This window comes from Pseudomonas sp. 20P_3.2_Bac5 (assembly GCF_025466035.1).
Lineage (GTDB): Bacteria > Pseudomonadota > Gammaproteobacteria > Pseudomonadales > Pseudomonadaceae > Aquipseudomonas.
In genome coordinates, this window is record NZ_JANLOA010000004.1 from 1 (window position 1) to 14,676 (window position 14,676).

A 14,676-nucleotide genomic window follows, 5' to 3' on the forward strand; every position below is an offset into this window, starting at 1 on the left:
AGCCAAGCCAGAACCAGAACCAAAAAAAAGGGGCCCCTGAAAAGGAGCCCCAACTACAGCACGCAACAGATTCGTTAAATCAACCCTCGCTGGCCTCACGCCGCTGGCGAGCCTTGCGCGAGAGAATGTTCAGCACCTCGATCGCAGTAGAGAACGCCATCGCCGCATACACGTAGCCTTTCGGAACGTGGGCGCCGAAGCCTTCGGCGATCAGGGTCATGCCGATCATGATGAGGAAGCCCAGGGCCAGCATCACCACGGTCGGGTTGTCATTGATGAACTTGGCCAGTGGATCGGCCGCTACCAACATCACGATCACGGCGCTGACCACGGCAATGATCATGATCGGCAAGTGCTCGGTCATGCCCACGGCGGTAATGATGCTGTCGATGGAAAAGACGATGTCCAGCACCAGGATCTGGCCAATGGCCGCTGCAAAACCCAGGGTAATGGTAGACGACGCCTTGGATTCTTCCTGGGCGCGTGGATCAACGCTTTCGTGGATTTCCTTGGTGGCTTTCCAGAGCAGGAACAGACCACCGGCGATCAGGATCATGTCCTTCCACGAGAAGCTCTTGCCGAGGATGTCGATGACCGGCTCGGTCAACTGGACGATCCAGGCCACGGTGCTGAGCAGCGCCAGGCGCATCACCAACGCCATGCTGATACCGATACGCCGCGCCTTGGAGCGGAATTCCTCAGGCAGCTTGTTGGTCAGGATCGAGATGAAGATCAGGTTGTCGATGCCGAGGACGATTTCCATGGCCACCAAAGTGGCCAGGGCAACCCAGGCGGTCGGGCTTGCGGCGAGTTCCAGCAGGTATTCCATGGATCAGATCCTGAATCGTTGTTGAGAAAAGGTAGATCAGATTTCCTGACCGTCAGTGTCCTTGGTGTCTTCTTTCTTTTCCGGCTGTGTACCGGTGGCGTCGTTAAGCGCCTGCTGGGCGGCCTTGTTGGTGTCGTCAATGGCCTGTTTGGCCGACTCGGCAGCCTGGTTGAGCATCTGCTGGGCGGACTTTTCGGCCTGTTCGCAGCCGGTCATGGCGAACAGGGCCATTACAAGGACCAGGGGCGTACCGATGGATTTGAGGTCAAGCATGGGGTCTTCTCCGAAGTGTTTTCGTTGCCACAACAGATGGCACCGCAATGGCAGGGGATTCTAAATATCTTGATACATCAGGAAAATTCGTATTTTCAGCGGTTATACTTCGGTTTTTCCGAATCGGGGATTGTCATGCTCAATTACCGGCAACTGCATTACTTCTGGGTCGTGGCCAAGACCGGCAGCATCGTGCGTGCCTGCGAACAATTGAACCTGACCCCGCAGACCATCAGCGGGCAGATCAGCCTGCTGGAACAGACCTACGGCATCGAGTTGTTCCGGCGGGTCGGGCGCCAGTTGGAGTTGACCGAAACCGGTCGCCAGGCCCTGTCCTACGCCGAGCCGATGTTCCAGATCGGCGGCGAGCTGGAAGCCATGCTGCGGGCGCAGCCCAACGAGCAGCAGGTGCTGTTTCGGGTTGGGGTGGCGGATGTGGTGCCCAAGTCGATCGTCTACCGGCTGATCGCGCCGACCATGGAGCTGGCCGAGCCGCTGCGCATCAGTTGCCGTGAAGACAAACTGGAGCGACTGCTGGCCGACCTGGCGATCCAGCGTCTGGACCTGGTGATCTCCGACAGCCCGATGCCCAGCCACCTGGATATCAAGGGCTACAGCCAGAAGCTCGGTGAGTGCGGTATCAGCTTCCTCGCCACGCCGGAGCTGGCAGCGCGTCTGCCGCTGCCCTTCCCCGCCTGCCTGCAACACGCGCCGTTGTTGATCCCCGGCCAGGAAACCATGGTGCGCAACCGCTTGCTGCGCTGGTTCGCCGAGCAGCAGTTGCAGCCGCGGATCGTCGGCGAGTTCGACGACAGCGCGTTGATGCAGGCTTTCGGCAAGTCCGGTAGCGGGATTTTCATTGCCCCCAGCGTGATCGCCGAGGAGGTCTGCCGGCAGTACGACGTCGAACTGATCGGCCAGACCGACGCGGTCACCGAGTCGTTCTATGCCATTTCGGTGGAGCGCAAGGTCAAGCACCCGGGCATCGTCGCCATTACCGAGGGCGCGCGTCGCGAGTTGTTCAACTGGCCACTGGCCTGAAGCGCGTCAGCCACAGGGCCAGGGCCAACGCGAGGGCAATCAGTATCGCGGCGACATAGCCGACATCCGCCAGGCCCAGGCGGTCGATCACCGCGCCGCCGATCAGCGCCCCAAGGCCGATGCCCAGGTTACCTCCGGCGATATTCAGCGAGGCGCCGAAGGCCGGCGCTTCGGGCGCGGCCTTGATCACCCGGACATGGCTGACCAGGAACAGCGCCGCCTGGGCCAGGCCCCAGAACGCCAGGGCCAGCACCAGCCCGACGCTGGACTGGATCGCCGGCACCACCGCCAGCAAGCCCACCACCAGCAAGGCGCAGAAGCCCGCTGAAGCGAGCAGCGGATGACGGTCCACCGCGCGCCCACCCAGGCTGTTGCCGATCAGGCCCACCGCGCCGAAGCCCATCAGGTACCAGCCGACCCGGTCGCCGTCAAAGCCGGCCAGGCGCTCCAGCAGGTCCGCCAGGTAGGTGTAGGCCGTGAACATGCCGCTGAACACCAGCACCGACAACAGCACATGCCCCTGCAGCAGCGGGCTGCGCAGCACCCGGAATTGCCCGCGCAGCGAGGTAGTTTCGCTCTGCCGCGGCGTATGCGGCAGGTAGCGCCACAGCAGCAGCGCCTTGGCCAGCGATAACAGCGCCAGCGCGGCAAAGGCCACCCGCCAGCCCAGTGCATCGCCGAGCAAGGTGCCGAGGGGAATGCCGAAAACCGTGGCGCAGACCACGCCAAAGCTGATCTTGCTGATCGCCCGTCCGGCGTAGGCCGGGCCGACGATATCCACCGCCGTTTCGCTGGCCAGCGCCCAGAACACCGGCAGGCCCAGCGCCGGCACCAGTCGCGCCACAGCCATCACGTAATAGTCAGTGGCCAGCGCCGCCAACCCGTTGGAGGCGGCAAACAGCAACAGCACGCCGACGAACAGTCGCTTGCGCTCGAAGCGCGCGCACCAGGCCGTCAGAAACGGCGCGCAGCAGGCGACGGTGAAGGCGAACAGGGTCACCAGCAGGCCGGCCTGGGAAACGCTGACGTGCAGGTCCCGGGCGATTCCCGGCAGCAGGCCGATAATGAGGAATTCAGTGGTCAACACGGTGAAGCCGGCGGCGGCCAGCAACAGGATTGGCAGGAACATCCAGACTCCAGCGATGAGCGCATCGGCTCAAAAAGGTCGCGCATGGTAGCAGCCACCGGCACGGCGACCTACCGTCGGACCGGGGCAATGGGTGAGGTCGCGAGCTCTGTGGTAGAGTTCCGCCCTTTTTTCGACCGGCGCCACCCGCCGCGTCGAGGCATTCCGTACCCGGGCGATCCCCGGGCCCTGAACACGATCGAGTCAGATTCGTTATGTTGCCTGTTCTCAACTTGCTCAATCGCACCAGCCTGGTGCTGCAAATCCTCATCGGTCTGGTGGCCGGCATCGCCCTGGCGCTGCTCGCGCCGCAGGTGGCGGGCAACCTCGCCTTTATCGGCAAAGTGTTCGTCAGTGCGCTGAAGGCCGTGGCGCCGATCCTGGTGTTTATCCTGGTCATGGCGTCCATCGCCAACCACAAGCACGGCCAGCAGACCCATATCCGGCCCATCCTCGTGCTGTACCTGTTCGGCACCTTCGCCGCGGCGGTGGTCGCGGTGGCGGCGAGCATGCTGTTCCCGTCCACGCTGGTGCTGAGCACCGAAGGCGCGCAGATGAGCGCGCCCGGCGGCATCGCCGAAGTGCTTCAGGGCCTGCTGCTGAGCGCCGTGGACAACCCGGTCAACGCGCTGGTCACCGGCAATTTCATCGGTATCCTGGCCTGGGCCATCGGCCTCGGCATTGCCGTGCGACACGCTGGCCCGACCACCCGCACCGTGCTCGACGACCTGTCCAACGGCGTGACCCTGATCGTCCGTGTGGTGATCCGCTTTGCCCCGCTGGGCATCTTCGGTCTGGTCGCTTCGACCCTGGCCCAGTCCGGTCTCGGCACCCTGGTCGGCTACCTGCACCTGCTGGCGGTGCTGATCGGCTGCATGCTGTTCGTCGCCCTGGTGATGAACCCGCTGATCGTGTTCTGGAAAATCCGCCGCAACCCGTTCCCGCTGACCCTGCTGTGCCTGCGCGAGAGCGGCATCACCGCCTTCTTCACCCGCAGCTCGGCGGCGAACATTCCGGTCAACCTGGCCCTGAGCGAGAAGCTCGGCCTGCACGAAGACACCTACTCGGTGTCGATCCCGCTGGGCGCGACCATCAACATGGCCGGCGCGGCGATCACCATCACCGTGCTGACCCTGGCGGCGGTACACACCTTGGGCATCGCCGTCGACCTGCCGACTGCCGTGCTGCTCAGCGTGGTCGCGGCGGTCTGCGCCTGCGGCGCCTCGGGCGTGGCCGGTGGCTCGCTGCTGCTGATCCCGCTGGCCTGCAGCCTGTTCGGCATCCCCAGCGAGATCGCCATGCAGGTGGTGGCGGTGGGCTTCATCATCGGCGTGCTGCAGGACTCGGCGGAAACCGCGCTCAACTCCTCCACCGACGTCCTGTTCACTGCGGCCGCCTGCGAAGCGGAAGCTCGCCGCGGCTGATGCCATCACGACCGGTGGCATCGTGCCGCCGGTCGCTTGTGTTAACCCTGTCACAGCCCTAGGCTAGGGGCTTTCCATGCACAGAGACAGGGTCATGTCCGAAGAGCAAGAATCCCCCGCCACTGCCCGCTTCAACGCCACTGAAATCCGCGTCCTGGGCTCGCTTATCGAAAAGCAGGCGAGCAACCCGGAAACCTATCCCCTGACCCTCAACGCGCTGATGCTGGCCTGCAACCAGAAAACCAGCCGCGAACCCGTAATGAACCTCGCCCAGGGCCAGATTGGCCAAAGCCTGCGTGCCCTTGAAGGCCAGGGCCTGGTCCGCCTGCAGATGGGCAGCCGCGCCGACCGCTGGGAACAGCGCGTGGACAAGGCGCTGGAACTGGTGCCGGCGCAGTTGATCCTGATGGGCCTGATGTTCCTGCGCGGGCCGCAGACCATCAACGAACTGCTGACCCGCAGCCAGCGCATGCATGACTTCGACGACAACGACCAGGTGCTGCACCAGCTCGACCGCCTGATCGCCCGCGGCTATGCCTTGCACCTGCCGCGTCAGGCGGGCCAGCGGGAAGACCGCTACACCCACGCGCTGGGCGACCCCGCGGAAATCGATGCGATTCTCGCCGCGCGCCAGCAAGGGCCGGGGGAACGCGGGGTCAGTGGCGTGTCGGCGGAGCGGATCGAAGCGCTGGAGGCGCGGATTGCGGCGTTGGAAGAGCGTTTGGCGCTGCTCGAATAAGCCAGCGCCTTAAGGGCCTTATCGCTGCGGTTCGGCGCCCAGACACGCCAGCGATGAGGCCGGCAGACACCACACTCAACCCCGAGCGAACGCCACCGCCTTCGCCACCTGCTCCGCCGTCGGCCGCACGCCGGTGTAGAGCACGAACTGCTCCAGCGCCTGCAAGGCGATCACTTCCAGCCCGGCAATCACCGCTTTGCCGCGCGCCTCGGCCGCAGCGATCAGGGGCGTGCGCGCCGGCATCGCCACCACGTCGAACACCGTTTGCGCTGCAGCGATGGCCGCCAGGTCGAACGACAGCTCGTGCGCCTCCGCGCCGCCAGTCATGCCGATAGGCGTCACGTTGACCAGCAGCGTCGGCCGCAACTCACCCAGTTCCGCCTGCCATTCATAACCGCAGTTCTGCGCCAGGCTCCGGCCCGCCGCTTCGTTGCGGGCAATCACGGTGCCGCGCGTAAAGCCGGCATCACGAAATGCACTGGCCACCGCCTTGGCCATGCCGCCACTGCCACGCAGGGCAAACGGCTGCGCCGGGTCGAGCCGGTGCTGTTCGATCAACTGGCGCACCGCCAGGTAGTCGGTGTTGTAGGCCTTGAGGTGGCCGTTGCTGTTGACGAGGGTGTTGATGGAATCGATGGCCGCGGCGGATGGGTCCAGCTCGTCCACCAGGGCAATACAGGCTTCCTTGAACGGCATCGACACGCCGCAGCCGCGGATGCCCAGGGCGCGGATGCCACCGATGGCGGCCGGCAGGTCGGTGGTGGTCATGGCCTTGTAGTAGTAATCCAGCCCCAGTTGCTCGTACAGGTGATTGTGGAAGCGCACGCCGAAGGTGCCGGGGCGGCCGGCGAGGGAAATACACAGGATGGTGTCTTTGCTGGGGGTCATGAACGGACTCCTGGAAACGGCGAAAGGCACAGTATGCCCAACCTCGCCGCAGACCGTTGATCGGCCCTTACATAACCTTTACTCAGCCCCCCGCAACTCCGCTCCCGGCCGCGGTCATAGTGATATCCCCGGCCCGTCTTTCCGGTCGGGGTAACGCCCTGCGAGGAATCAACATGAACCGTCATATCCCCGGTATCGCCCTGCTGATCGGCGCCCTGGCCCTGTCCGGACAAGCCTCCGCCCATGGCGGCGGTGGCTGGCAAGGTGCGGGCCCCATACTCGGCGCGGCCGTAGTGGGTGCCGTGGTCGGCGCCGCCGTTTCCGGTGGTCACGACCGTACTGTGGTCGTCGAACGTGCCCCGGCGTATTACCCGCCGCAGCCCGTGTATTACCAACCGCCGCCACCGCCGGTGTATTACCAGCCCTATCCGGTCGTGGAACGCTATGTACCGGTGCCGCCGCCGTATTACCGCGAACGCTACTACGGCCCGCCGCCCGTCTATTACGGCCACCCGCGCTGGTAGTGGGTTTTATCAATGAACACTATTGAGAACACTGATTTCTCGCTGGCCGGATCCACACGTAAGGTACGCGCCATGACCCAAAGGGAGCACTCACCATGGCCAGTATCAGCATCATGTCCGTTATCGGTAGCGCGGTTCCGCCGGCGCTGAGGGAATTGGGGCTGCTGGCCTGCTGGTACCTGATACGTGACGGCGAGAAGATCGGCGGCCCGATCACCTCGCTCACCGATGCCGAGGCGCTTGCTCAGCGTATCGCCGGCGAAGGCTTCAGAGCCTGAGGTCAACCTTCTTTCCCTTGTGCGTTTGCTCCGCACACCTCCCTTGCCCCGCCTTCTTGGCGGGGCTTTTTATTTGCGGCAGGATAGCGGCCCGCTTTCAGGATGAAGGAACTTCGGCGTGGAGATCGCCAGCAATCTGCTGTTTACCGCTGTATTCATTGGCGCCCTCGGCGTCACCGGTTATATCAGCGCCCGACGGATACGCGAGCGCCAGCGCAGTGTCGCGGACGAATTCGCGGCGGCGCTGAAGCGCCAGGGCGTCGGTGACCACGAAATCCTCCAGGAACAGATCACCCCCGCCAGTCTGATGGAACTGCTGCAAGTGCGACGGATCCTGCGCGACAGCCAGGGCAATCACTACCTCTACATCCACATCAGCGACAGCCCCGGCGTGCTTCGCCCACTGACCCGGGAGCGGGCAATGCTGGCCATGGGTAAAACGCTTTAGGTTCAACCGCGGCGGGTCACCGTCAGGGCCACCGCGGCGATACGCTCGACCCGCTCGTAGCCAGGCTCCAGCAGTTGCTCGCCAAACACGTCCGGGTCGATTTCCTCGTAGAACCAGGCCCATTGCGGCGCGTCGAGGGTGTCGCGCAGCGCCGCCAGGAACGGGTCGCTGCCGTCGACCATGGCCACGCCGGTATACAACACCAGGCTGCCGCCCGGACTCAGGCGCTCAAGCGACTCGCGGACCATGCGCACCGACAACCCCTCGCCAAACGTCCCGCCACCATGGCGATACGTGCGCTTGCGGGCATCGAGCATGTATGGCGGGTTGGCGACGATCAGGTCGAAGCTGCCATTGACGCCCTCCAGCACATCGCTGTAATCCACCACGACATTGCCCAACTCGGCCAACGCCACATTGATCGCGGCGTAGCGCAGCGCCAGCGGGTTGATGTCCAGCGCGCTGACCTGAGCATGGCGCCGCGCCCGGGCGATCAGCAGCGCACCGATGCCCGTGCCGCAGCCGATTTCCACCGCTTGCTCGATCGGCGCGCAACTGTCGCGCAGGTGCGCCTCCACCACACGGGCGAAGCGGTAACTGTCCGGGCCGAAAAACACCGCGTCAGCGGTGTCGGTGGGAAAGCCCGAATGCACCAGCAGCAAGCCATCGACGGTCGACCAGCGCACCTGGCTGCGCAGAGTCTGGTCGCTGGTGCTGATGATTCCGGCCTGGCGCATGTGCTCCAGTTCATCCGGCGACAGCAGCGAGGCTTCGAACGGCCGGTTCCAGCCGAACACTTCGCGCATCGTCCGGGCCGGCAGTTGCTCGACGCGCCCGCTGTAGCGCTGGTGGGTCAGTGGCGTGGCGCAGATGAAACGATAGCCATCGGCGTGCAGACGACGCCCCAGGTGCAACAGGGCCTCATCAGTTTGACGTTGCTCATCGGTCAGTTGCATGGCTGTGGCCTCCTTTCAGCCCGGTGAGTTGCACGTAGCGCTGGGTTGCCGCCAGCCCGCGTGGGCTGGCATGGCGGTCCTCGCCCATGGCGTCGATGAGTTGCGTCACCGACAGCCCATCCGGCAAAGCCGGCAACAACGGCTCGGCGAGGGCGACCGGCCTGTGCCGGCGCTTCTGCGGCTGCCAGTCGCCGGCGATCCAGTCGTGCAGCAGTTGCTTCTCGTAGGGACTGAACACGCCGAACATCACCGCCTTCGGGCCCTCGATCAATTGCCAGAAACGGCTTTCAGCCGGGTCGCGATCGCGCAGGATCCAGCCTTTGTCCTGCAACACCTGGAGAAACGCCGGGAAACTGCCCGGCGCGGACAGCCACTGATTGACCGTGCGCCCGTCCAAGCGGCAGTGGTCAGAATGCAGGTGCTGGCCGAAGATCCGCTTGCGCTCAAGCGCCGCGAGCAATTCGCTTTCCAGGTCGAACCCGGCGGCGATGTCCATGGAGCCGGCGCTCAAGTCATTGAGCCGATAACCGCGGGCGACACGCCGATAGAACGCCTCGCCGTCCTGCTCTGGCCAGAGTTGGCGCAGGGCCTCCAGGGCCTTGCGCGCATGACCGGTGCTGGCGTTGTCGATGGTGACGTGGAGGCGGAAGTACTGCGCGTCAATGCCCAGTTCCTCCAGCTCGAAGGTACTGATCAGCAAGTGCAGGGGAAGCTGTTCATAGCCAAGGTTGTAACCCAGCACTTCGGGCAGGAAACGCTCGCTCTCCTGGCCGAGCGCCAGTTGCAGCGCGCCTTGCAGGTAGCGTTCGTCGGCCAACGGTAGCTGCTCGTGACAGCCCAGGCCGGCGAGCAGGCGGCGGAAAATCACCACGTGGTTGCAGGCCGGTTGGCCATCGCCGAGTTCTTCCAGATAGATGCGGATCAGCCCGTGGTAACGCGGGTCGTCCCAGTGATGCAGGGCGCCCTGCAGCCAGGCGCCGTCGACGCACTTGGTCGGCGTGACCTGCTGGAGAAAATACAGCGCATGTGCGCGGCTGCCGAACATGCGCCGGGGCGTGCCGTCACGACGTTCGGCGAGGTAGTCGGCGTACTGCCGGGCGACCTGCAACGCATGTTCCTGGCTCCACGCCTCCAGTTGCTCGGGAGACGCCGGCAAGTCATCGGCCAGGGCATCGGCGCGACGCAACTGGCCGTTCAACCACGCGGCAGTGTCAGGGCAGTCGCCGCGCAACAAGGCGCGATAGCGGGCCTCCAGGCTGTCGGCCTGTGCTGCGGAAGTGGCAATGACACCCGCCAGATCTGACATTTGATTCATGACCACCCCTCTTCCACGCGCTGACCTTGCTTATCCAAGGGAGGCGCTGCGCGCAGGGGAAGTTCAGAACGATTGCGCCACGTCAGGATGAGCGGGAGGCGGCTCACCTTAGGCTTGCCAGTGCGGGATCGATTAAAGATTATTCATATTTGAGCTAAGGGCTGGAGAGCAATCGACAGGCTCTGAGCCATACTCCAGAATGTCACGATTAGAAAAATAAAAACTCTTGCACAGCCAACGACATACCTTCTTTTAGTGAGCACTTACGTGAAAACCTCTCTTTCGATTCTCAGTCTGCTGCTGGTGCTCACCGGCACCGCCAGCGTTACGTCGAATGCTGTTGCCCAGCCTGCCACTGCCCAGGCGCAACGAGATCCTTCCACCCTTCACCTGGCCTCCGGCAGCGCCATGCTGGTGGATCTGCAAACCAACCAAGTGCTCTATTCCAGCCATCCCGACCTGGTGCGACCGATCGCGTCGGTGACCAAGCTGATGACCGCTATGGTGGTGCTGGACGCCAAGCAGTCCATGGATGAAATGCTCACCATGACCATTGCCCAGACCAAGGAAATGAAAGGCATCTATTCGCGGGTGCGCCTGGGCAGCGAGCTGAATCGCCGGGAAACCCTGCTGATTACCCTGATGTCGTCGGAGAACCGCGCCGCAGCAACCCTCGCCCACCACTATCCGGGCGGCTATGGCGCGTTCATCAAGGCGATGAACGCCAAGGCCAAGGCCCTGGGCATGAGCAATACCCGCTATGTGGAACCGACCGGCCTGTCGCCGAACAACGTTTCCACCGCCCGCGACCTGACCAAACTGCTGATGGCCGCGCGCAATTACCCGCTGCTGAGCGAGCTGAGCACCACCCGCGAGAAGACCGTCGCCTTCCGCAAGCCCAACTACACCCTGGGCTTCCGCAACACCGACCATCTGGTGAACAAGCCCAACTGGGACATTAAGCTGACCAAGACCGGCTTCACCAACGATGCCGGGCATTGCCTGGTGCTGCTGACCAAGATGGACAACCGTCCGGTGGCGATGGTGATCCTCGATGCCTTCGGTAAATACACCCACTTCGCCGATGCCAGCCGCATGCGCCAATGGCTGGAGACCGGCAACGCCAAGCCGGCGCCGGCGGTGGCGATTCGTTACAAGGCGGATCGCAGCCAGAATCGGCCGCAGGCGGATTGATCGGACGCTTTATCGCGAGCAAGCTCGCTCCTACAGAGCACACTGCCCCCCTGTAGGAGCGAGCTCGTCGGGGCGCCGAACCGTCGCGATGCGCACCCCAGTGAAAAAAGGCCCGGTCATCTGACCGGGCCTTTTTCATTATCAAGCGGTGGTATTCACCGAACTTCCCGCCGAGCTACCACCCGACTCGGTCAGCGCCTGCAGCAACGCCCCGGTCGCCTGCAGCAATTGCCCGGTGGTGGTCGCCACCGCCGCCTGGGCGGCCGCTACCTTGACCGACTTGGTGCGATCGTCTTCCTTGCTGGCCATGGCTTCCTGCAGTTGCTTCTGCTGCTCGGCCAGTTGCTTCTGCAACTGCTTGACCTGCTCGCGCAGTTGCTTGACCTCCTGCGACTCGTTCGAATCAGCGGTCTCGGACTGGGTCGCCGCGGCCTTGCCTTCGCTGCGCACAGCAGACAGATCGGCCTTCACAGTGCCTTCGACCGGGGTCGCCTGACCGTCAACGTTGGTTTTCGCAGTCACATTGCTACGCACACCTGCAATCGAAAGGTTCGACGCCAGGGACTGGATGAGATCGGCCATGAGAGAAAACGTCCTGAAATTAAGGTCTGTCATGACATCGGCCGTTACAAACAAAACTTTAGGCCGCCCGTCCCCCATAAATTTCCCGCCCGGTTCTTCGTCCTTCCCCTGATACCGATCTCTGTCCGCGCACCGGCGGGATCGCCCTCCTGAACCGGACCGAGATGGCAATGACCAGACCCCGTTCCCGCAAAGCCCTGTACATCGGCCTGCCGCTCGCCCTGGCGGTGAGCCTCGGCGCAGCCGCCGCCGGCTGGCTGTACTGGAAAGACGACACCGGCTACCCGCGCAAGATCGTCGAGCAGGCCAACGCCCTGCATGAGCACATGATCTCGTTCGACAGCCACATCACCGTCCCGCTGGAATTCGGCAGCGCTGGCCGCGAAGCCGACAAGGACGGTCCGGGCCAGTTCGACCTGGTCAAGGCCGGGCGCGGGCGGCTGTCCGGCGCCGCCCTGACCATCTTCGGCTGGCCGGAGCTGTGGAACGGCCCCAACGCCCCGCACCGCCCCACGCCCGGCTTTGTCGACGAGGCGCGGCACCAGCAGGAGGTGCGTTACCAAATCATCAGCGGCATGGTCCGCGACTTCCCCAACCAGGTCGGCATCGCCTACACCCCCGACGACTTCCGCCGCCTGCACGGCGAAGGCAAGTTCGCCATCTTCATCAGCATGCTCAACGCCTACCCGCTGGGCACCGACCTGTCCCAACTGGACCTGTGGACCGCGCGCGGCATGCGCATGTTCGGCTTCAGCTACGTCGGCAACAACGCCTGGGCCGACTCTTCGCGCCCGCTGCCGTTCTTCAACGACACCGCCGACGCCCTCGGCGGGCTGTCGCCGCTGGGTGAGCAGGCCGTGACCAAGCTCAACGACCTGGGCGTGATCATCGATGTGTCGCAGATGTCGACCCTGGCCCTGGAAGACGTCGCCCGCCTGAGCCGTGCGCCGCTGGTGGCCTCGCACTCGGCGCCGCGAGCGCTGGTGGATATCCCGCGCAACCTCAGCGACAAGGAAATGCAACTGATCAAGGACAGCGGCGGCGTGATCCAGATCGTCGGCTTCCCCACCTACCTCAAGCCGCTGAGCAAGCCGACCCTGGACAAGCTCGAAGCGCTGCGTGCCCGGTTCGACCTGCAACCACTGCAAGGCCTCGCCAATGCCCTGATGCCGGGTGACGCGGTGATCGCCATCTGGCCGGAATCGCGCTTCGGCGACTACGCCAGCAACCTCTATGGCATCGTCGAGGCGGAGCCCAAGGCCGGCCTCAAGGCGTTCGGCGACGCCATCGACTACGCGGTGAAGAAAGTCGGCATCGATCATGTCGGCATCGCTTCCGACTTCAACGACGGCGGCGGCCTGGATGGCTGGAAGGATGTCAGCGAGATTCGCAACATCACCGCCGAGCTGTTGACCCGCGGCTACAGCGAGGCCGATATCGCCAAGCTCTGGGGCGGCAACTTCCTGCGGGCCTGGGAGCAAGTGCAGAAAGCCGCCCGCCCCGTCGCCTCCCTCACGCCTTGAACCGGAACGCCCGCGCCATGACCGACCGCCGTACCTTTCTCAAGCAGGCCGCCGTACTGAGCGCCGGCCTGCCGTTGGCCAGCACCCTGGCCAGCGCCGCCGAACCCATACCGCAGACCGCCCGCGCCGCCGCGCCCCTGAGCGGCCCGGACAAATGGCGCAACCTGCGCGACCTGTTCCCGCTGGACCGCGAGACCGCGCACTTCGCCAATTTCCTGGTCACCGCCCACCCGCGCCCGGTGCAGGACGCCATCGACTACTACCGCCGCGAAATCGACCGTAACCCCGCCGCCTTGATGGACTGGGAAAGCCAGTACGAGTGGAACCGCGAAGGCGAAGTCCGCGAATGGGCTGCGCGCTATCTGGAGGTGCGCCCACGGCAGATCGCCCTGACCGGCAGCACCACCGAGGGCCTGGGCATGATCTACGGCGGCCTGAACGTGGCCGCCGACCAGGAAATCCTCACCACCGAACACGAGCACTATTCGACCCACAAATCCCTGGCCTTCCGCACCCAGCGCCAGGGCACCAAGGTGCGCAAGCTGCGCCTGTTCGATAACCCGTGGGAGATCTCCAAGGATCAGGTGCTGAGCACTATCGACAAGAACATCCGCCCGGAAACCCGCGTGGTCGGCATGACCTGGGTGCACTCCGGCAGCGGCGTGAAACTGCCGGCCGGCGAGATCGGCGAACTGATCCGCCAGCACAACCGCAACCGCGATGAATCGCGGCGGATCATCTACGTGGTGGACGGCGTGCACGGCTTCGGCGTCGACAACGTGCGCTTCGCCGACTTCAACTGCGATTACTTCATCTCCGGCACCCACAAGTGGATGTTCGGCCCGCGCGGCACCGGGATCATCTGCGCCGCGTCGGAGAAGATGCAGCACCTGACGCCGACCTTCGCCACGTTTTCCCAGGAAGAAGACTTCGCCACCATCATGACCCCCGGCGGCTACCACGCCTTCGAGCACCGCTGGGCGGTGGGCAAGGCCTTCGAACTGCACCTGCAACTGGGCAAGGCCGACGTGCAGGAGCGTATCCACCAGCTCAACGACCAACTCAAGGCGCGCCTGCTGGAGCACAAGCAGATCCAGTTGGTCACGCCGAAAAGCCGCGAGTTTTCCGCCGGCTTCACCTTCTTCCGCATCAAGGACCGCGACCCGGACGCCGTCGCCGCCTTCCTCTGCGACAACAAGGTGATGGTGGACGCCGTGTACCGCGATGTCGGGCCGGTGATCCGCTTCGCGCCGAGCCTGCTCAACAACGAGCAGGAAATCGACCGGGCCATGGCCCTGCTGACCCAGAAACTCTGAAATAAGGCCTCTTCATGACCTCCACTTTCTCCCGCCTGACCCTGGCCGCGCTGCTCGGCGCCGCCAGCCTGCCCGCCCTGGCCGCCGACGCCACGCCCGGCGCCGTGCTGCGCGACTGCAAGGCTGCCTGCCCGGACATGGTCGTGGGGGGGGGGGGGGGGGGGGGGGGGGGGCCGGGGGCGGGGGGGGGGGGGGGGGGGGGGGGGGGGGGGGGCGGGGG

General features: G+C 64.6%; 16 protein-coding genes. 9 read left to right on the forward strand and 7 right to left on the reverse strand.

The window, feature by feature from the left end:
• Positions 1-79 precede the first annotated feature (79 nt).
• Positions 80-829 (reverse strand): TerC family protein, encoded by a 750-nt coding sequence (locus NTD88_RS00385; RefSeq protein WP_262127919.1) that lies wholly within the window; start codon positions 827-829, stop codon positions 80-82.
• A gap of 36 nt (positions 830-865) precedes the next feature.
• Entirely contained in the window at positions 866-1,102 is a 237-nt protein-coding gene (locus NTD88_RS00390) for a hypothetical protein (protein WP_095157654.1), read from the reverse strand.
• A 135-nt stretch (positions 1,103-1,237) separates the two neighbouring features.
• On the opposite strand from NTD88_RS00390, the gene nhaR reads away from it, so the two are divergent.
• Positions 1,238-2,143, forward strand: coding sequence for a transcriptional activator NhaR (gene nhaR / locus NTD88_RS00395; RefSeq protein WP_262127920.1), 906 nt, complete (start codon positions 1,238-1,240; stop codon positions 2,141-2,143).
• On the opposite strand, the gene NTD88_RS00400 is transcribed toward nhaR, so the two are convergent.
• The gene (locus tag NTD88_RS00400) at positions 2,124-3,272 is read right to left on the reverse strand and encodes an MFS transporter (protein ID WP_262154247.1); all 1,149 of its coding nucleotides are present in this window, start codon (positions 3,270-3,272) and stop codon (positions 2,124-2,126) included. The genes nhaR and NTD88_RS00400 overlap by 20 nt on opposite strands.
• A gap of 212 nt (positions 3,273-3,484) precedes the next feature.
• On the opposite strand from NTD88_RS00400, the gene sstT reads away from it, so the two are divergent.
• Positions 3,485-4,693, forward strand: coding sequence for a serine/threonine transporter SstT (gene sstT, locus NTD88_RS00405; RefSeq protein WP_095157660.1), 1,209 nt, complete (start codon positions 3,485-3,487; stop codon positions 4,691-4,693).
• 94 nt (positions 4,694-4,787) lie between these two features.
• Positions 4,788-5,432, forward strand: a complete 645-nt coding sequence (locus tag NTD88_RS00410; RefSeq protein WP_262154246.1) for a YceH family protein — start codon at positions 4,788-4,790, stop codon at positions 5,430-5,432.
• A 75-nt stretch (positions 5,433-5,507) separates the two neighbouring features.
• Here NTD88_RS00410 and NTD88_RS00415 read toward each other — a convergent pair whose 3' ends face one another.
• Positions 5,508-6,320 carry a shikimate 5-dehydrogenase gene (locus tag NTD88_RS00415; protein ID WP_262154245.1) on the reverse strand — a complete coding sequence of 271 codons (813 nt, stop codon included), beginning with the start codon at positions 6,318-6,320 and terminating at the stop codon, positions 5,508-5,510.
• Positions 6,321-6,493: 173 nt separating this feature from the next.
• Here NTD88_RS00415 and NTD88_RS00420 point away from each other — a divergent pair, with 173 nt between their 5' ends.
• From NTD88_RS00420 to NTD88_RS00430, 3 genes are all read left to right on the forward strand, one after another.
• Positions 6,494-6,844: a hypothetical protein gene (locus tag NTD88_RS00420; RefSeq protein ID WP_262154244.1), complete on the forward strand. Its 351-nt coding sequence runs from the start codon at positions 6,494-6,496 to the stop codon at positions 6,842-6,844.
• Positions 6,845-6,939: 95 nt separating this feature from the next.
• Positions 6,940-7,122, forward strand: a complete 183-nt coding sequence (locus NTD88_RS00425) for a hypothetical protein (protein WP_095157666.1) — start codon at positions 6,940-6,942, stop codon at positions 7,120-7,122.
• Between the two features lie 118 nt (positions 7,123-7,240).
• Positions 7,241-7,570: a hypothetical protein gene (locus NTD88_RS00430; protein ID WP_262154243.1), complete on the forward strand. Its 330-nt coding sequence runs from the start codon at positions 7,241-7,243 to the stop codon at positions 7,568-7,570.
• Positions 7,571-7,572: 2 nt separating this feature from the next.
• On the opposite strand, the gene NTD88_RS00435 is transcribed toward NTD88_RS00430, so the two are convergent.
• Positions 7,573-8,526, reverse strand: coding sequence for a methyltransferase (locus NTD88_RS00435; RefSeq protein ID WP_095157668.1), 954 nt, complete (start codon positions 8,524-8,526; stop codon positions 7,573-7,575).
• The gene (locus tag NTD88_RS00440; RefSeq protein ID WP_262154242.1) at positions 8,510-9,841 is read right to left on the reverse strand and encodes an iron-containing redox enzyme family protein; all 1,332 of its coding nucleotides are present in this window, start codon (positions 9,839-9,841) and stop codon (positions 8,510-8,512) included. Before NTD88_RS00440 ends, NTD88_RS00435 begins: the two co-directional genes overlap by 17 nt.
• Positions 9,842-10,108: 267 nt before the next feature.
• Between NTD88_RS00440 and pbpG the strand changes: the two genes are divergently transcribed.
• A complete protein-coding gene (gene pbpG / locus NTD88_RS00445) occupies positions 10,109-11,035 on the forward strand; it encodes a D-alanyl-D-alanine endopeptidase (RefSeq protein WP_095157672.1) in 927 nt (308 codons plus the stop codon).
• A 141-nt stretch (positions 11,036-11,176) separates the two neighbouring features.
• On the opposite strand, the gene NTD88_RS00450 is transcribed toward pbpG, so the two are convergent.
• A complete protein-coding gene (locus tag NTD88_RS00450) occupies positions 11,177-11,617 on the reverse strand; it encodes a hypothetical protein (RefSeq protein ID WP_175649423.1) in 441 nt (146 codons plus the stop codon).
• Between the two features lie 170 nt (positions 11,618-11,787).
• Here NTD88_RS00450 and pvdM point away from each other — a divergent pair, with 170 nt between their 5' ends.
• Together pvdM and NTD88_RS00460 are read left to right on the forward strand one after the other, a co-directional pair.
• Positions 11,788-13,140, forward strand: a complete 1,353-nt coding sequence (gene pvdM / locus NTD88_RS00455; RefSeq protein ID WP_262127928.1) for a pyoverdine-tailoring dipeptidase-like protein PvdM — start codon at positions 11,788-11,790, stop codon at positions 13,138-13,140.
• A gap of 17 nt (positions 13,141-13,157) precedes the next feature.
• Complete coding sequence (locus NTD88_RS00460) at positions 13,158-14,456, forward strand: aminotransferase class V-fold PLP-dependent enzyme (RefSeq protein WP_262154241.1); 1,299 nt, start codon at positions 13,158-13,160, stop codon at positions 14,454-14,456.
• The last annotated feature ends 220 nt before the right edge of the window (positions 14,457-14,676 follow it).